Annotated in this window: 14 protein-coding genes and 1 pseudogene; 11 read left to right on the top strand and 4 right to left on the bottom strand. The window is 60.5% G+C overall.

Annotation, left to right across the window (positions count from 1 at the left end; all coding sequences use genetic code 11):
- Nucleotides 1–162: 162 nt before the first annotated feature.
- Nucleotides 163–1,080, bottom strand: coding sequence for a DMT family transporter (locus PY650_RS23085; RefSeq protein ID WP_285881895.1), 918 nt, complete (start codon nt 1,078–1,080; stop codon nt 163–165).
- Nucleotides 1,081–1,193: 113 nt separating this feature from the next.
- Between PY650_RS23085 and PY650_RS23080 the strand changes: the two genes are divergently transcribed.
- A complete protein-coding gene (locus PY650_RS23080; protein WP_285881894.1) occupies nt 1,194–2,063 on the top strand; it encodes a LysR substrate-binding domain-containing protein in 870 nt (289 codons plus the stop codon).
- Here the strand turns inward: PY650_RS23080 and PY650_RS23075 are convergent.
- The gene (locus PY650_RS23075) at nt 2,044–3,042 is read right to left on the bottom strand and encodes a GlxA family transcriptional regulator (protein ID WP_285881893.1); all 999 of its coding nucleotides are present in this window, start codon (nt 3,040–3,042) and stop codon (nt 2,044–2,046) included. The genes PY650_RS23080 and PY650_RS23075 overlap by 20 nt on opposite strands.
- A 98-nt stretch (nt 3,043–3,140) precedes the next feature.
- Between PY650_RS23075 and bcoG the strand changes: the two genes are divergently transcribed.
- From bcoG to PY650_RS23025, 10 genes are all read left to right on the top strand, one after another.
- Nucleotides 3,141–4,043, top strand: coding sequence for a 3-dehydrocarnitine:acetyl-CoA trimethylamine transferase BcoG (bcoG, locus tag PY650_RS23070; protein ID WP_285881892.1), 903 nt, complete (start codon nt 3,141–3,143; stop codon nt 4,041–4,043).
- A gap of 7 nt (nt 4,044–4,050) precedes the next feature.
- Nucleotides 4,051–5,541 (top strand): carnitine 3-dehydrogenase, encoded by a 1,491-nt coding sequence (locus PY650_RS23065; protein ID WP_285881891.1) that lies wholly within the window; start codon nt 4,051–4,053, stop codon nt 5,539–5,541.
- An 11-nt stretch (nt 5,542–5,552) separates the two neighbouring features.
- Nucleotides 5,553–6,713, top strand: a complete 1,161-nt coding sequence (locus tag PY650_RS23060) for an acyl-CoA dehydrogenase family protein (RefSeq protein ID WP_285881890.1) — start codon at nt 5,553–5,555, stop codon at nt 6,711–6,713.
- Between the two features lie 5 nt (nt 6,714–6,718).
- Nucleotides 6,719–8,776, top strand: a complete 2,058-nt coding sequence (locus PY650_RS23055) for an acetate--CoA ligase family protein (protein WP_285881889.1) — start codon at nt 6,719–6,721, stop codon at nt 8,774–8,776.
- Nucleotides 8,777–8,782: 6 nt separating this feature from the next.
- Entirely contained in the window at nt 8,783–9,565 is a 783-nt protein-coding gene (locus PY650_RS23050; protein ID WP_285881888.1) for a carnitinyl-CoA dehydratase, read from the top strand.
- Between the two features lie 127 nt (nt 9,566–9,692).
- On the top strand, nt 9,693–11,282 hold the full coding sequence (locus tag PY650_RS23045; RefSeq protein ID WP_285881887.1) for an ABC transporter substrate-binding protein: 1,590 nt from the start codon (nt 9,693–9,695) through the stop codon (nt 11,280–11,282).
- A gap of 97 nt (nt 11,283–11,379) precedes the next feature.
- Nucleotides 11,380–12,387, top strand: a complete 1,008-nt coding sequence (locus PY650_RS23040) for an ABC transporter permease (RefSeq protein ID WP_285881886.1) — start codon at nt 11,380–11,382, stop codon at nt 12,385–12,387.
- Nucleotides 12,384–13,211, top strand: coding sequence for an ABC transporter permease (locus tag PY650_RS23035; protein WP_285881885.1), 828 nt, complete (start codon nt 12,384–12,386; stop codon nt 13,209–13,211). Before PY650_RS23040 ends, PY650_RS23035 begins: the two co-directional genes overlap by 4 nt.
- The gene (locus tag PY650_RS23030) at nt 13,204–14,835 is read left to right on the top strand and encodes an ABC transporter ATP-binding protein (RefSeq protein WP_285881884.1); all 1,632 of its coding nucleotides are present in this window, start codon (nt 13,204–13,206) and stop codon (nt 14,833–14,835) included. The genes PY650_RS23035 and PY650_RS23030 overlap by 8 nt, the downstream gene beginning before the upstream one ends.
- Nucleotides 14,836–14,916: 81 nt before the next feature.
- Nucleotides 14,917–16,920: a CocE/NonD family hydrolase gene (locus tag PY650_RS23025; RefSeq protein ID WP_285881883.1), complete on the top strand. Its 2,004-nt coding sequence runs from the start codon at nt 14,917–14,919 to the stop codon at nt 16,918–16,920.
- Here the strand turns inward: PY650_RS23025 and PY650_RS23020 are convergent, their stop codons facing one another.
- Together PY650_RS23020 and PY650_RS23015 are read right to left on the bottom strand one after the other, a co-directional pair.
- Nucleotides 16,921–17,841: an alpha/beta hydrolase gene (locus PY650_RS23020; RefSeq protein ID WP_285881882.1), complete on the bottom strand. Its 921-nt coding sequence runs from the start codon at nt 17,839–17,841 to the stop codon at nt 16,921–16,923.
- 117 nt (nt 17,842–17,958) lie between these two features.
- Nucleotides 17,959–18,599: pseudogene (locus PY650_RS23015) on the bottom strand (oligopeptide/dipeptide ABC transporter ATP-binding protein); the annotation flags it as partial.
- Nucleotides 18,600–18,657: the final 58 nt, after the last annotated feature.

Genomic DNA, 18,657 nt, shown 5'->3' with positions numbered 1-18,657 from the left:
ATCTCTCAAGCAAAATCGCAGGAAACGCCTGAGAATGACCGGTAATAGTGACATTGGATGGAGTTGAGCTGAGGCAGGGGATCGCTCGAGATCATGTCGCTGTCACCGCTTTCGCGAAAGCGAGGCTCAAGCCACCATCTTTGCCAAGACGAGGGCCGATGACTATAGCTTACCGGCGGGCGCACGAGCCCGACGGCCGTGTCTGAGGTCGACGGCCGTGTGCCAGACGATCGTCGCAAAGATGATCGCACCGCCAACGAAGGTGGCCATAGGCGGCATCTCCGAAAAGAAGAGCCAGACCCAGAAAGGCGTCAATACGATTTCCATGGAGCTGATGAGGGCTGCATCGGCTGCGGGCATCTTTCTCGAACCGAACAGGAAAAGGACGAAGGCGAGCGCGAAATTCGTCGCGCCGAAAGCCGCCAACAACAACCAATTATGAGCGTCAACAGAGTTCGTCGAGGCGAAAGGTACAAAGACCACGAATGTGAGGAACCCGCTGGCGACAGACGACGGCAAGATCGGAATGCTCGGGTCCATGCGCGGGATTACGATGATGAGGGCGAAGGTGACCGTCATCCCGAGCGCCAGCAGGTCTCCGACCCCCGTACCACCGCCGATCGAAGACGCGACGATGACGGCGACGCCGATAAGGCAGATGCCGCCGGCCATCAACGTCCTTTTCGCCACGCGTTCCTTCAGCATGATCCAGCTCAGAAACGCCGCGATGAACGGTGCCGTCGCATAGATCATCGTCACGTTCGCGACCGTGGTCATAAAGAGAGCGCCGATAAAGCAGGCCTGGCTGATGGTCTGGCAGGCAAGCATTGCCAGGCCGGCGGGATGAAAAATCGAGCTCCATTGGCGCCGCGAAAACCCGCCTTCGAGGAAAAAACTCGGAACCAACAGGAATATGCCGCCAAACAGCGACCGCCAGGCGATCGCCGTCCATATGTCCGTGGTCAGAAGGCGCGCGTAGATGCCGCTGCAGCTCCACGCAAGCATTGCCGTAGCCACGAGAATGACGCCCCTCTCGTAATCGCTGGCAAGAGCGGATCGGGCCGGAAACTGGAAAGTCATGGAATGGAACCAGGAAGAAACACCAAACGAACGACAACTGTGTGCGCCGATATTTGACATCAGACAAACGAATAGTAGAGATATGTGCCATCGGAAATTTTTGTGGCTTGCCCATGCGCGAACCCATCGAAAGCGATTTGCTCCGGACGTTTCTCATCATCACCGAGACGTCGAATTTTTCCGTTGCCGCACAACGCATAGGCCGCACGCAATCGGCCGTCAGCGCTCAGATCAAACGCCTTGAGGAAATCGTCGGCGAGGCGCTGTTCGAAAGAAGTGCGCGCGGGGTCGTGCTGACCCGGTCGGGAAATCAGTTGCTTCCCTATGCACAACGGATCGTCGATCTCTTGAACGAGGCGGCGGCGACGATCCGCACCAAGCCGTTGAATGGACCTGTCAGGATCGGAATTCCGGAAGAATACAGCCAGACCGTCCTGCCGGCGGCCCTTGCCGCTTTCGCGGTCCGGCACCCTGCCGTCGAGGTAACCGTTTCGTGCGACTACACGGCTCGAAATCTTGCCGCATTGGAGAAGGACGACCTTGATCTAGCCGTGGTCTTCGACTGGAGCAACCATTCCAATGGCGAGGTACTCTGCATCGATCCAACAGTCTGGGTGACCTCGCTGGTGCATCGCCTGCATGATGCGACGCCGCTGCCGGTTGCCACATACCGGAACTCGACATGGGCGCGGGACTTTGCCCTGCGTTCGCTGGAGCAACAGGCGCGACCCTATCGCATCGCCTTCATCGCCGACACCAGTTCCGGCCTGAAAAACGCCGTCTCCGCGGGCCTCGCCGTCACGACACTGTCCCGAAGCAACATTCCACACGGCTGCCGGGAGCTGACGAGCGACGACGGCTTTCCGCCGGTCGATTCATCGCGCGTCGTGCTTCGCCGCAATCCTTATCATTCCAGTGAAGCGATCCAGGAGCTGGCGGAAATGGTGCGCGAAGCCTTCCAGCCTATGTCGGCTCTGCTTTAGCCGTAGAGCGTCTGCGCAGGCGCTGCCGCGTGCCTGAAGGACTTTCCGAAAAGCTTCCCCGATAGCTGCGGGAAAAGGCCGAGGCTGAGTTGAAGCCCGTCGCCGCGGCGATCTCAGCGAAACTCTCCTTCGTCTCGATCACCTTGCGACGCGCGGCGTTGAGCCGAAGAGCCAGATAGTGGACATGCGGAGGCGCGCCGATGCTTTCCTGAAAGAGCGCCTGGAGATGACGGGCGCTGACGCCGACGCGCCGCGCCAAACGCGTCAGGACCAGCGGTTGCTCGATATTCTCCTCCATCAGCCGTACGGCCTGTGCGACGCGCGGGTCGCGCATGCGTAAGCCCGCGGTCGACGGCGAAAGCTCGACTGCGCCGTAGACGGCTGCCGGCTCGTAGATGAAAAGCCGGCTGACTTCGAGGGCAAGCGAATAGCCCTGCCGCCGCCGGATGATCTCCAGCATCAGGTCAACGGTCGGCAGCGAACCGGCGGTGGTAATACGTTTGCCATCGATCACGAACCGGTCCTTGACGGCTCGAACCTGCGGATAGGCCAGCGCGAAATCCTCAAAATCCTCCCAATGAACCGCCGCAGACACATTGTCGAGAAGGCTTGCTTCCGCAAGAAGCCAACTGCCGGATTCGATGCCCGCCATCATCGAACGATGGCGCGCCGTCTGCGACAGCTGCATCTTCAGCGTCTGCGTCGCGCTGCGGCGCCAATTATAACTCGCAAGCACGAAGAGCGGCGCGGAGTCGCCTGCCGGCCGGAAGCTGCCTGAAGCCGGAACCGGAATGTGGCTCGTCGTTTCGACCGGCGAGCCATCGGGCGTAAACAAGCGCCAGCGATAGATATCGGCCCCGCAAATGCGATTGGCGCCGCGCAACGGCTCGATCACCGATGCGATCAGGATGAGGTTCGTTTCCGGCAGCACGAGCAGGTCGATGTCGAGAGGCCGATTGGTCGAGGTGAACACGGGCATCCTTTCATGTTTCCGATAATGTATGGATTACTTCTGGAAATGCAAAGCAAGAAAATGCCACTTGCCTCGTAATGTGCTCAATACGAGGGAGAACAAAAATGCCTCTTGCGATGAACCGCGATGTCTTCATCACCTGTGCTGTCACCGGCGCCGGCGATACGGTTTCGAAATCCAGCCATGTTCCGATCACTCCCAAGCAGATCGCGCAATCCGCGATCGACGCCGCCAAGGCTGGCGCCGCCGTCGTCCATTGTCACGTCCGCGATCCCGAGACTGGCGCTGCCAGTCGCCGAAACGATCTCTACAAGGAAGTGACGGACCGGATCCGCTCCGCAGATGTCGATGTGGTGCTCAACCTGACGGCCGGCATGGGCGGCGACCTCATTTTCGGCAATGTCGAAAGCCCGTTGCCGTTGAATACCAAGGGCACGGACATGGCGGGCGCCTCCGAGCGCGTCAGCCACGTTGCCGAATGCCTGCCGGAAATCTGCACGCTCGATTGCGGCACGATGAACTTCTCTCTCGGCGACTATGTGATGACCAATACCCCGTCGATGCTGCGGGCAATGGCGAAGAAGATGACGGATCTCGGCGTACGTCCCGAGATCGAAGCCTTCGATACCGGTCATCTCTGGTTTGCCAAACAGCTTGCCGAGGAGGGTCTAATTGAGCATCCCATCCTCATCCAGCTCTGCATGGGCATCCCCTGGGGGGCGCCCGATGACCTCAACACTTTCATGGCGATGGTCAACAACGTTCCCGCTAGCTGGACCTTCTCGGCCTTTTCTATCGGACGCAACGCCTTGGCCTACCCGGCTGCTGCCGTCCTTGCCGGCGGTAATGTCCGGGTCGGGCTCGAGGACAATCTCTATGCCGGTAAAGGCATGCTCGCCACCAATGCCCAGCTCGTCGAAAAGGCGGTTAAGGTCGTCGAAGGCATGGGCGCGCGCATCATCGGCCCCGAGGATGTCCGCAGGAAACTGAAACTGACGAAGCGCTGAGGCTCCTATGACCAGGATCAACAAGGCAGCCTGCATCGGCGGCGGCGTCATCGGCGGCGGATGGATCGCCCGTTTTCTGCTGGCGGGCATCGACGTCGATGTCTTCGATCCGCATCCGGAAGCAACCCGCATCGTTAGCGAAGTGCTGGCGAACGCGGAGAAAGCCTATGCGATGCTGACCGGCGCACCTCTTGCGCCGCGCGGCAAGCTCACCTTCCGTGAGACGCTGGAGCAAGCCGTTGCCGATGCCGACTGGATCCAGGAGAGCGTTCCCGAGCGGCTGGATCTCAAGCGCAAGGTGCTGACCGAGATCGATAAGGCGGCAAGGCCGGATGCGCTGATCGGCTCATCGACCTCCGGCCTGTTGCCGACCGATCTGCAGCGCGACATGCGCCATCCCGAACGCCTCTTCGTCGCCCATCCCTATAATCCCGTCTATCTGCTGCCGCTCGTGGAAATCGTCGGTGGCGAAAAAACCTCCATGGAAACGATCCAGGCCGCCATGGAACGGCTGCCGCCGATCGGCATGAAGGGCGTCCATATTGCCAAGGAGATCGAGGCCTTCGTTGGCGACCGCTTGCTGGAGGCCCTGTGGCGCGAGGCGCTCTGGCTGATCAAGGACGACATCTGCACCGTCGAGACGCTGGATGACGTCATTCGCTATTCCTTCGGTCTGCGCTGGGCGCAGATGGGGCTCTTCCAGACCTACCGTATTGCTGGCGGTGAAGCGGGCATGCGGCACTTCCTCGCCCAGTTCGGCCCGGCCCTTAAATGGAACTGGACGAAACTGATGGATGTCGTCGACCTCGACGACGCGCTGGTCGAAAAGATCGGCCAGCAGTCGGATGAGCAGGCCGATGGGTTGTCGATCCGCGAGCTGGAGCGCATTCGCGACGAAAATCTCGTCGGTATCCTGCAGACGCTGAAGGGCGGTCACGGCGGCAAGGGCTGGGGCGCCGGTAAGCTGCTCAAGGATTTCGAAGAGGGCCTGTGGGCCCGCGCCAGCGGCAGCAAAAAGCTCACGGATATCGCTAAGCCGTTGCGGCTTATCGAAACCAAAGTAAGCCCGGCATGGGTGGACTATAATGGTCACATGACCGAGCACCGCTATCTGCAGGTGTTTGGCGATACATCCGATGCACTGCTGCGCCTGATCGGCGTCGACTTCGCCTATGTGGAGCGCGGTCACAGCTATTACACGGTCGAAACGCATATTCGCCATCTCGGCGAGGCCAAGCTCGGCCATGCTATCCATTCAACCTGCCAGCTTCTCTCCGCCGACGATAAGCGGCTACAGGTATTCCACACGATCTACGAAACGGCGACGGGCGAAGCAATCGCCACCGCCGAGCACATGCTGCTGCATGTCGACGCCAAGGCCGGTAAAGCCGCTCCTGCACCGGAGGAGGTGCTGAGCAAAATAAGGCCGATCGCCGAGGCCCATGCAAAACTGCCCGTGCCGGATGGCGTCGGGCGTCATGTCGGACAAAAACGCTAGGAGGAAGCGTCATGAATTTCGGGCTTGGCGAAGAACAGGAGATGATCGTCAAGACGGTCCGCGATTTCGTCGAGACGGAGATCTATCCGCACGAGAACGAGGTCGATCGCACCGGCGTCGTGTCGCCGGACCTTGCCGAGCAGATCCGGCGCAAATGCATCGACCTCGGTTTCTATGCCTGTAACTTTCCCGAGGAAATCGGCGGCGCCGGCCTCGATCATGTGACGTTCACGCTTGTGGAGCGTGAACTCGGTCGCGGTTCGATGGCACTGACCGTGTTTTTCGGCCGTCCTTGCGGAATTCTGATGGCCTGCCAAGGCGAGCAACGCGACAGATATCTCCTGCCGGCGATACGCGGCGACAAGATTGACGCGCTCGCCATCACCGAACCCGACGCCGGCTCCGACATGCGCGGCATGAAATGCGCAGCGCGCCGCGATGGCGACGATTTCGTTCTGAACGGCAGCAAGCATTTCATCTCTCATGCCGATGTCGCCGATTTCGTCATCGTCTTTGCCGCCACTGGCGAGGAGGAAACGTTAAAGGGCGTGAAGAAGAAGATCACGGCCTTTCTGGTCGATCGCGGCACGCCGGGGTTCGAGATCCTCAAGGGCTATAACTCGGTTTCCCATCGCGGCTATCACAACGTCATCCTGAACTTCACCGATTGCCGCCTGCCCAAATCCCAGGTTCTTGGCGAGGTGCACCGCGGCTTCGACATCGCCAATGAATGGCTTTACGGCACGCGTCTGACGGTTGCGGCGACCTGCGTCGGGCGAGCTCGGCGCGTCTTCGACCTGGCGCTGCCCTATGCGGCCGAGCGCAAGCAGTTCGGCCGGCCGATCGGCGCCAATCAGGGCGTGTCGTTCAAGCTTGCCGACATGATCACGCAGATCGACGCTGCCGACCTTTTGACGTTATCGGCCGCCTGGCGGCTCGACGCTGGCCTTAGCGCCAATCGCGAGATCGCATCGGCCAAGCTCTACGCCTCCGAAATGCTTGCCCGTGTCACGGACGAGGCAATCCAGATCTTTGGCGGTATGGGGCTGATGGACGACCTGCCGCTTGCTCGTTTCTGGCGCGATGCGCGTGTCGAGCGCATCTGGGACGGAACCTCGGAAATCCAGCGGCATATCATCAGCCGTGACCTGCTGCGGCCATTCGGAGCCTAATCGGGATGACGCAACGCCCGCTCGATCGCCTGATCAGACCACAAACGATCGCCGTCTTCGGCGGTCGCGAGGCGCGCCGGGTCATCGAACAATGCGATCTGATGGGTTTTGCTGGTGACATCTGGCCCGTTCATCCAACGATGGATACCGTTTCCGGACGCCACTGCTATCGATCGGTGCAAGAGCTGCCCGCCCCACCTGATGCCGCCTTCGTCGGCGTCAACCGGATGCTGACCGTCGATATCGTTCGCGCACTCTCAGCCAAGGGCGCTGGTGGTGCCGTCTGCTACGCGTCCGGCTTCAGCGAAGCGGCCGGCGAACTGGCCGATGGCATCGCACTGCAGGCCGCCTTGGTCGATGCGGCCGGCGACATGCCGATCATCGGGCCGAATTGTTATGGCGTGATCAACGGACTGGATGGCGCCCTTCTCTGGCCTGACCAACATGGAATGGTGCGCGTCGAACGCGGCGTGGCGATTTTGACGCAATCCTCCAACATCGCCATCAATCTTTCCATGCAAAAGCGCGGCTTGCCCATCAGCTATTTGATGACGGCAGGCAACCAGGCACAGATCGGACTGTCGGATCTCGCCCTCGCCGTCCTGGAAGATCCCCGCGTTACGGCGATCGGCCTGCATATAGAGGGGTTCGGCAACGTCCAGACACTGCAAAAGCTTGCCATGCGTGCGAGAGAACTGCGCAAACCCGTCGTCGCTCTGAAAGTCGGCAAATCCGACCAGGCGCAGCGCGCGGCCGTGTCGCATACAGCATCCCTGGCCGGCAGCGATGCGGTTGCCGATGCGGTTCTTGCTCGTCTCGGTATCGGCCGGGTCGCGACGCTGCCCGAACTCGTCGAAACCCTGAAACTGCTGCACGTGACCGGCCCGCTGACAAGCAACGCAATTTCTTCGATGAGCTGTTCCGGCGGCGAAGCCTCGCTGATGGCCGACGCTGCGATCGGCAGGGCTGTGGATTTCCGCGCCCTGAAACCGGAGCAATTGCCGGCCTTGCGGCGCAGCCTCGGCGAGATGGTCACGCTGTCTAATCCTCTCGACTACCACACCTTCGTTTGGGGCGATCTTTCCCGCCAATCGGAAGCCTTCACCGCCATGTTCGAAGGCGACTATGCACTCAATCTGATCGTCCTCGATTTTCCGCGAGACGATCGTTGCGATGCGGCCGACTGGATGACGACGATCGCCGCAGTCGTCAGATCGGCAAAGCTGACCGGCGCCCATGCCGGGATACTGGCGACGCTGCCGGAGAACATGCCGGAAGCGATCGCCGTTGAGCTCATGCAGAATGGCATAGTGCCTCTGTGCGGCATCAGCGATGCGATCGCCGCGGCCGAAGTTGCAAGTCGAATTGGCTTTTCATGGCATGCTCGGGCGCCGCTGCCGCTCCTCGATATTCCCTTGGCCGCAGGCGAGATCGAGACCTTGAGTGAAGCGGCGGCCAAAGCGGAGCTATCTGCTGCCGGTCTCATCGTTCCATTGGGCGAAACGGCATCCAGTCCGGACGGCGCCGCAGATCAGGCGCGACGCATCGGCTTTCCTGTCGCCTTGAAGGCGTTGGGCGTCGCACATAAATCTGAGGTCGGAGCCGTTGCGCTCAACCTCCGGGATGTGGAGGCGGTGCGAAGCGCGGCGCAGCGGATGGCTCCCATCGCCTCCGGATACCTGGTCGAACGGATGGTCGAACGCCCAGTCGCCGAGCTGATCGTCGGCGCCGTGCGCGATCCTGTCCTTGGATTGGCATTGACGATCGGCGCGGGCGGAATCCTGGTGGAATTACTTGAAGATTCTGTCATTTTAACTCTTCCGGTGACAAAGGCGGACGCCCTCGAAGCCATTTCACGGCTGAAGGTCAGGAAATTGATCGAAGGCTATCGTGGCGGGGCGAGGAGCAACCTCGATACAGTTGTTGATGCCGTCGTATCAGCGGCAGAATATGTCGTAATGAATGCCGCGCAGCTTGAGGAACTGGACATTAATCCATTGATGGTACTGCCCGATAATCGTGGCGTCGTCGCCGCAGACGCCCTCATCCGGAAAAGGAGGTAGCAGAAGTTGCAAAGCCCCATCCGCATCAGGCGCGACAACGGTATCTTCGAGGTTATCATCGACCGGCCGAAGGCGAATGCCATCGACCTTGCGACCAGCCGCGAGATGGGCCTGATCTTTCGCGATTTCCGTGACGATCCCGATCTGCGCGTCGCGATCATTTCGGGTGCCGGCGAAAAGTTCTTTTCTGCCGGCTGGGATCTGAAGGCGGCTGCCGCCGGCGACGCGGTCGACGGCGACTATGGCGTCGGCGGGTTCGGCGGTTTGCAGGAACTGCGCGATCTCAACAAACCAGTGATTTGCGCCGTCAACGGAATCTGTTGCGGCGGCGGCCTGGAGATCGCGCTCTGCGCCGATCTCATTATCGCCGCCGAGCATGCGACCTTCGCCCTTCCCGAAATCCGCTCGGGGACAGTCGCGGACGCTGCGTCGATAAAATTGCCAAAGCGCATCCCTTACCACATCGCCATGGACATGCTCCTGACCGGCCGCTGGCTCGATGTAGCCGAGGCCCATCGTTGGGGCTTCATCAACGAAATCGTCGCTGCGGACCGATTGATGGGCCGGGCATGGGAACTTGCCCGCCTTCTCGAAAGCGGCCCGCCACTTGTCTATGCGGCCATCAAGGAAATCGTGCGCGAAGCGGAGGGAACGACGTTTCAGACTGCCATGAACAAGATCACCAAACGGCAGTTTGCGACCGTCGATGCCCTCTATTCGAGCGAGGATCAGTTGGAAGGCGCAAGGGCTTTCGCGCAGAAGCGAACCCCAATCTGGAAAGGAAAGTGACAAGGCGGCGGCAACCGCATCATTTTCCCGCATGATCGCGGGCAATCAAGTTTCCGGCGGAGAGGAACCGCCTCCCGAAGCCTTGCCCGAGAGTTCTGTCAACACATCAAGAAGAAGGAACAGGGGAATGAAAGACTATACGAAACATTTGGCAAGCCGTGTGACCTCGGGCGGACTGAGCCGCCGCGAATTCATGGGGCGCGCCATGGCGGCCGGCATGACATTGGCCCTTGCCGACCAGCTTTTCACCGAAAGCGCGATGGCAGCCGAGCCGAAACGCGGCGGCCATCTGAAGCTTGGTCTCGAAGGCGGCGCCGCCACCGATTCCAAGGACCCGGCGAAATTCCTGTCGCAGTTCATGTTCTGCGTCGGCCGCTGCTGGGGCGACATGCTGGTCGAATCCCATCCTCTGACCGGTGCAGCCGTACCCGCACTTGCCGAATCCTGGGAGCCGTCGAAGGATGCCGCCACGTGGACCTTCAAAATCCGCAAGGGCGTCAAGTTCCACAACGGCAAGGATCTGACCATCGACGACGTCGTTGCCACACTGAACCGCCACACTGACAGCAAGTCGGAATCTGGCGCACTCGGCGTCATGAAATCGATCAAGGAGATCAAGGCCGACGGTGACAATCTCGTCCTGACCCTGACCGAAGGCAACGCCGACATGCCGTTGCTGCTCTCCGACTACCATCTCGTCATCCAGCCGAACGGCGGCAAAGACGATCCTCTCGCCTCGATCGGTACTGGCCCCTACAAGCTCGTCAGTTTCGAGCCCGGCGTGCGCGCGATGTTCGAGAGGAATAAGGACGATTGGCGCACCGATCGCGGTTTCGTCGATTCAGTCGAAATCATCGGTATGAACGATGCGACCGCACGTATTGCCGCGCTGTCGTCAGGTCAGGTGCACTACATCAACCGCGTCGATCCGAAGACCGTGGACCTATTAAAGCGTGCGCCCAATGTCGAAATCCTGTCGACCGCCGGCCGCGGGCACTACGTCTTCATCATGCATTGCAACACCGCGCCGTTCGACAATAACGACCTTCGCCTGGCGCTGAAATATGCCATGGACCGCGAAACCATGGTCAAGAAGATCCTCGGCGGCTACGGCAAGGTCGGCAACGACTTCCCGATCAACAGCACCTATGCCCTCTTCCCCGAAGGCATCGAGCAGCGTGTCTACGATCCCGACAAGGCCGCCTTCCACTACAAGAAGTCCGGCCACGACGGCTCGGTACTGCTGCGTACCTCGGAAGTGGCCTTCCCGGGCGCGGTCGACGCCGCCGTCCTCTATCAGGAAAGCTGCAAGAAGGCCGGGATCAACATCGAGGTCAAGCGCGAGCCGGGCGACGGCTACTGGACCAACGTGTGGAATGTCCAGCCCTTCTCCACCTCCTACTGGGGCGGCCGGCCGACGCAGGATCAGATGTATTCCACCGCCTACCTCTCGACGGCGGACTGGAACGACACTCGCTTCAAGCGTCCGGACTTCGACAAGCTTCTGCTTCAGGCCCGCTCCGAGCTGGACGAGGCCAAGCGCAAGGAGCTTTACCGCGCCATGGCGATGATGGTCCGCGACGAAGGCGGCGTCATCCTGCCGATGTTCAACGACTTCGTGAACGCCTCCACCAAGCAGGTGAAGGGCTATGTTCATGACATCGGCAACGACATGTCGAACGGCTACGTCGCCACCCGCGTCTGGCTGGAGTCCTGATGCTCGAGGCAGGGCGCAAACGCCCTCATCTTTAACGCAACCGGGACTGCGGAAAGCCTCCGCGGTCCTCCTGACGTTTCAGCGCGAGGCATCAGCCATGTCCAACATACCACCCAGCACAGTCATGCCGGGATTGCGGTTCAAACAGCGTTTTCCGCTGCTGTCCCTGATGATCGAGCGCTGCCTGCTCAGCCTCGTGCTGCTTTTTGCGGTCTCGGTCCTCATCTTCGGCGGTCTCGAAGCCCTGCCGGGCGATTTCGCGACGACCTATCTCGGCCAGTCGGCGACACCGCAGGCTGTCGCCAATATTCGCACCGAGCTCGGCCTCAACCGGCCGGTGACCACACGCTACGTCGAATGGCTCGGGAATGCGGTTCGGGGCGATTTCGGTACATCCTGGGCCAGCAAGAATTCCGTCAGCGAGCAGATCGGCAAACGTCTCGGCAATTCGCTTTTCCTCGCCGCCTGTGCGGCGGTGATCTCGGTGCCGCTCGCCGTCGGGCTCGGTATGCTGGCCGTGCATTTCCGAAACCGCTTGCCTGACAAGATCATCAATGTGATCTCGCTCGCGGCGATCTCGTTACCAGAATTTTTCGTCGGTTACCTGCTCATCCTGTTTTTTGCCGTGAAATTCGGGATCGCGACGTTTCCAGCGACCGTTTATGACGGCATGAATTTCATTGACCGGCTAAAGGCCATAGCCCTGCCGACCGCAACCTTGGTGCTCGTCGTTCTCGCCCATATGATGCGCATGACAAGGGCCGCGATCCTCTCGGTGATGTCGTCCGCCTATATGGAAACAGCGGAACTGAAGGGCCTTAGCGCCTTCCGTGCTATCGTCAAGCATGCCGCCCCCAACGCGCTGGCGCCGATCATCAACGTCGTGGCGCTGAACCTTGCCTATCTCATCGTCGGCGTCGTGGTCGTCGAAGTGGTCTTCGTCTATCCGGGCATGGGCCAGTACATGGTCGATGCCGTCACCGTCCGCGACATGCCGGTGGTCCAGGCTTGCGGACTGATCTTCGCCGCCGTCTACATCCTGCTCAACATGGTTGCCGATATCCTTGCGATCGTCGCCAACCCGCGCCTGAGGCATCCGCGATGAGATTGAGAGACATCCCCATCACCGCCTGGGTCGGCATCATTGGCATTGCGCTGGCCTTCATTTGCGCGATCTTTGCCCCTCTGATTGCGCCTTTTGGCGAAACCGAAGTCGTCGGCAATGTCTGGCAGCCAGCCGATGCGCAGTACTTCTTCGGTCTCGACAATCTTGGCCGCGACATCCTTTCGCGGCTGATCTACGGCGCGCGCACCACGCTGTTCGTGGCGCTGGCGGCCACGATCATTTCGTTTTCGCTCGGCATCATCCTGAGTTTCACTGCCGCCGTCTCGCGCGGTCTGATCGACACGGTCTTTTCGCGTTTCAATGACCTGATGATGTCCATCCCGACCTTGATCTTCGCGCTCGTGGTGCTGGCGGTGCTGCCGCAAAATCTCGTGGTTCTCATCCTTGTCATGGCGATCCTTGATTCCACACGCGTTTATCGCCTTGGCCGGGCCGTCGCGTTGGATGTGGCGGTCATGGAGTTCGTGGAAGCCGCCAAGCTCCGCGGCGAAGGCAGGGTCTGGATCATCTTCCGCGAAATCCTGCCGAACACGCTCTCGCCATTGCTGGCGGAGTTCGGCCTGCGTTTTGCCTTTTCGATCCTGTTCCTGTCGACGCTCTCCTTCCTCGGGCTCGGCATACAGCCGCCGTCAGCCGATTGGGGCGGCATGGTCAAAGACAACAAGGATGGTATCATCTTCGGTATTTCCGCAGCTCTTGTGCCGGGCGCCGCAATTGCGGCGCTCGCAGTCTGTGTCAATCTGGTGGTCGACTGGCTCCTGAAGCGCACCTCCAGCCTTAAGGGAGGACGTGGCGATGCCTGAGCTTCTTTCCGTTCGCGATCTCAAGATCGAAGCGACCAGTTATCCGCCCGGCGAGCCGCCGAAGCGGGTCACGATCGTCAACGGCGTCTCCTTCGATCTTAAAAAGGGCAAGGTGCTCGGCCTGATCGGCGAGTCCGGCGCCGGCAAATCGACCATCGGACTTTCGGCGCTTGCCTATGGCCGCGGCGGTGCCGAAATCACCGGTGGCACGGTGCAGCTCGACGGTGTCGATATTCTTCCGATGGGAAAATCAGGCATCCGCAGGATTCGCGGGGCGCGCGTTTGCTATGTCGCGCAATCGGCGGCAGCCGCCTTCAATCCGGCCCACAGGCTGGGCGAACAGGTGATCGAAGCGTCCATCAAGCACGGGCTGATGACGAAGGACCAGGCGAGGAAGCGAGCGCTTTACCTCTTCCGGGTTCTCGGCCTGCCCAATCCAGAGACCTTCGGCGAGCGTTTTCCGCACCAAGTCTCCGGTGGCCAGCTACAACGAGCGATGACGGCGATGGCGCTCTGCTCCAATCCCGAACTGATCGTCTTCGACGAACCGACCACCGCGCTCGATGTCACAACGCAGATCGACGTGCTCGCGGCGATCAAACATGCCATCGAGGAGACCCATACGGCAGCCCTCTACATCACACACGACCTTGCCGTTGTCGCGCAGATCTCTGACGACATCATGGTGCTGCGGCACGGCAAACAAGTTGAATACGGCCCGGTTAAGCAGATCATCGAGGCGCCTCGGCAAGACTATACCCGCGCCCTCGTCAATGTCCGCCAGACGGCACGGCAAGAGGCGGAAGATCAATCCGACACCCTTCTGAAGGTTGAGAATATCAGTGCCGAATATTCGAACGGCTTCAAGGTGTTGCACGACGTTTCTCTACATGTACCAAAAGGTCAGACACTTGCAATTGTGGGTGAATCCGGCTCCGGAAAATCAACGCTGGCCCGCGTTATCACCGGATTGCTCCCGCCCAACGCTGGCAGGATTTCTTTCGACAACAAACCGCTCACTCCAGCCTTAAAAAACCGTTCACGCAGCGAACTGCGGCGCATCCAACTGATCTACCAAATGGCCGATACCGCCATGAACCCCCGCCAGACCATTCGCGATATCATCGGTCGTCCGCTAACCTTCTATTATGGACTGCGCGGAGCGGCAAAGACGGCGCGCGTCAAGGAGCTGCTCGGCGAGATCGAGATGGGAAATGGCTTCATCGACCGTTATCCGGCCGAGCTTTCCGGAGGCCAAAAGCAGCGTGTCGCGATTGCGCGCGCGCTTGCGGCCAAACCGGAGCTCATCCTTTGCGACGAGCCCACCTCGGCGCTGGATCCTCTCGTCGCCGAAGGCATATTGAAGCTGCTCATGCGGCTCCAGGAGGAATCGCAGCTCTCTTATATCTTCATCACACACGACATCGCCACCGTGCGCGCGATCGCCGACAGTGTCGCAGTCATGCATCGCGGCAAGCTCGTGCGCTTCGGGCCGAAATCCAAGGTGCTTTCGCCTCCATTCGACGACTACACGGATCTGCTGCTGAAATCAGTGCCGGAAATGGAGATCGGTTGGCTGGAGCGGGTGCTGACAACGAGAAGGATGGAAAGCGCGGGAAATTGATGTTGCGATCTTTGATCACCTAACGTTTGACCATTCTGCACACTACGATCATCATCCCCGCAACATCGCAATGAGCCCGTCATGACCGACCGCAGCTTCACTGTCATCGAAAACCATTGGATCACGCTCAAGGACGGCACGCGGCTTGCGGCGCGTATCTGGATGCCCGACGGTGCGCAAAACGATCCGGTGCCGGCGGTGTTCGAATTCCTGCCTTACCGCAAGCGTGACGGAACAAGCCCTCGCGATGAATCGACTTACCCGGTGTTTGCCGCCGCAGGCATCGCCGGCGTGCGCGTCGATATTCGCGGCTCGGGCGAATCCGACGGCGTCATCGACGGCGAATATACCGAGCTCGAACTTGCCAATGCCTGCGAGCTAATCGCCTGGATCGCGGCGCAACCCTGGTCGAATGGCTCCGTCGGCATGATGGGCATTTCCTGGGGCGGCTTCAACAGCTTGCAGGTCGCAGCTTTGCGTCCGTCCGCGCTCAAGGCGGTGATATCGATCGCTTCGACGGTCGACCGCTATAATGACGATATCCACTACAAGAATGGCTGCCATCTGTCGGCGCAACTCTCCTGGGCCGCCACCATGCTCGGTTACCAATCACGCTCTCCCGACCCGGAGATCGTCGGCGATCGCTGGAAGGATATGTGGCTGCAACGCCTGGAGGGCGAGCCGTTCTTCATGGAGGAATGGCTCCTGCACCAGCGCCGCGACGACTTCTGGCGACATGGTTCGATCTGCGAGAATTTTGCCGATGTCGAAATCCCAGCCCTTGTCATTGCCGGTTGGGCGGATGGCTATCGCAACACGCCTCTAATGGCCGTCGAAGGTCTCGGCGATAAGGCGAAAGCGCTGGTCGGCCCGTGGGTCCACAAATATCCGCATTTTGCCTGGCCGAAACCCCGCGCCGATTTCCACGGCGAGGCGATCGCCTGGTGGAACCGCTGGCTGCGCGATGTGCCAAATGGCGCAGAGAGCGTGCCGCAGCTGCGCGCCTATATTCTCGACGCGGTGAAGCCTGCGCCGCGCCGTGAGTTCGAACCCGGCTTCTGGATTGCCAAGCAGGATTGGCAGAAGCCGGAGATGCAATGTTTCTATGTCGAGCAGTTCGGTAGGCTGATGGAGGGTTTGCCGATCCCGCATGCGCCGGAACATGCCGTCTATCTGCGCTCGCCCCTCGATACGGGGACAACTTCCGGCGAATATTTCACGCTGAAACCGGATGCCGAAATGGCGATCGACCAGCGCATCGATGATGCCGGCTCGCTGAGCTTCCAGACCGCGCCGCTTTCCGCCGATCACGATTATCTCGGCCGTCCGGTCATCACCCTCGCCCTACGCTGCGACGCCGAGACGGCCAATCTATGCGCCAGACTTGTCGATCTCCACCCCGACGGCACGGCGACGCGCGTCTCCTTCGGCGTGCTCAATCTTGCCCATCGCGAAGGCAATGCCGAGCCGAAGCCGCTGAACAAGGGCGAGCGCACCACAGTCAGGCTGACGCTCGATGCCTGCGGCTATCGGTTCCGCAAAGGTCATCGCATCGGCCTTTCGCTTTCGACGGCATACTGGCCGATGATCCTGCCGCCGCCTCAAAATCCAGGGCTGACGATCGACATCGCCTCCATTGGTTTCGGTCTGCCAAAGCTTGGCGCCCACGAGGCCATTGATATCAAGCAGCCGGACAATCCAGACCCGCTGCCCAAATATATCGAACATGCCCCGGCCTCGACAAAGCGGCAGGTCGTGCGTGACCTCTTTTCCAACAAGACGCTTTATGAAATCTGTGAGGACACCGGCCTTTTCGAACACCCAGGCACCGGTCTTTCCACGCGCCAGCTTCGCCAAGAGGTCTGGTCCATTGCGCCCGACGATCCCCTGTCGATGAGCGGGACGGCGACCTGGACCTGTGATATGCAACGGCCGGGATGGTTCGTGCGCACCGTATCGACGGCCGCGATTTCGTGCACGCCAACCGATTGGATCATCCGCGCATCCGTTATCGCCTTCGAAGGCGAGACGCAGATTTTCAAGAAAATCTTCGAGGAAAAGCGTATTCGACGCGATCTGATGTGATCAGCTCGATCCGGCAAAATGGCTGGCTGCGTCGCATATGGCGCGGAAACCGGCACGCGCGCCGTCGCTCATGTGCCGCGCGCGCAGCCAGGCATGCACCATCTGTGGCTCTTCACGAAACCAGACCTCGACGCCCGCCTCGGCAAGCCTTGCCGCATAGTTGCGGCCGTCGTCGCGTAGCGGATCGAAATGTGCGACCGTTATAAAGGCTGGCGGAAGACCGGCAAAAGACGATGAGGCAAGCGGTTCGGCAACCGCGTCGCCCGCCGGCGCCTTTAACACGCTGCGATAATAGCCGACGTCTTCGGTCGTCAGCCCCGGCGCATTCGCCATCTCCTCATAGGAACCGGAAACGAGGTCGCCGCCGAGCGCCGGGTAGATCAAGATCTGTCCGACAATACCGGAAAGCCGCTCGTTGCCCGCCCGAACGGCGAGACCCGCCGCCAGGTTGCCACCGGCGCTGTCACCGATCAGCACAACGGTCTTCCCTTGCCCAAGCAGTTGCCGCAGTACGGCAAAGCAATCATCCGTCTGCGCCGGAAAGCGATGCTCGGGCGCAAGGCGATAATCGACGGATGTCAACGCGGCCCCGACATGGTCGGCGATCTCAGCACAAATTGCGTGATGGCTCTCAAGCGAGCCGACCACGAAGCCGCCGCCGTGAAGATAGAGCAGGCATGTCGGGGTTCGGATCGTCGCCGGCTGATAGTGCCTGACGGGGATTTTCCCCATCACGACGTCATCCTGCGTGCGCATACCATCGGGCAATGGGCGATCGAAGCGGCCGCAAAGCGCATCATACCACTGCCGCTGCTGCTTAATGGATGCCGTCACGGCATCAGGCGGATAAAAGGAATCGCAGATTTCGATGAATTGCAGGATGCCCGCCTCGGTCGGTCGTGGTTGAGGGGAAGAACTCATGGAATATCCTCAAGATAGGGCTTGTAGTCCCACCATAACAGCATCGGGGCGGGCCGCTTATCCAGGGACGGCCTGCAAGGCTGCGATGGCGACAAAAGCGCGCCAAAACTCCGTCCGTCAGAGTTTAACCTGGTGGCCGGGCGAGATCTCCACGTATCTTAGCGGCTGCGTCTTGTGGTCCGGAGGCCGGATCGGGCTTTTGAGCTCGTCGGCAGCTATGCCGTGCTTTAATTTCCGCCGCGCCGGATCAGGCACCGGCACCGCCGACATCAGCTTCTTTGTATAGGGGTGCTGCGGGTTCTCGAACATCGCCTGGCGCGGTCCAATCTCGACGATTTCCGAGGTACATGACTGCGACCCGATGGCTGACCCGCTCGACGAGGGCCATGTCATGGGAAATGAACAGGAAGGCGAGGTTCAGGCTTTGCTGCAGGTAGCGCAGCAGTTAATGACCTGCGCCTTGATCGAAACGTCGAGGGCGGAAACACTCTCGTCGGCGACGATCACCTTGGGATCGAGGGTGAGCGCCCGCGCAATGCAGATGCGCTGACGCTGCCCACCCGAAAACTCGTGCGGATAGCGCATCGCCATGTCCGGCAAGACGCCGACCTTCACCAGGAGGTCGGCGACCTTGTCGCGTGCTTATTTGGCAGTCCCCATCTTATGTTCGAGATAGGGTTCGGCGACGGCAGGCCGATCGTCATGCGCGGATTGAGGCTGGCAAAGGGGTCCTGGAAGATCATCTGCACCTTGCGGCGCGGCAAGTTGAGCGATGTCGATACGCCCAGGAACATTGGAAGGCCGGCACCGCAGGCC

Source organism: Martinezella calliandrae, assembly GCF_030272695.1.
Taxonomy (GTDB): Bacteria; Pseudomonadota; Alphaproteobacteria; order Rhizobiales; family Rhizobiaceae; genus Rhizobium; species Rhizobium calliandrae.
The sequence above is the reverse complement of the archived record's forward strand: the minus strand, read 5'-3'. Positions and strand labels throughout refer to the sequence as shown.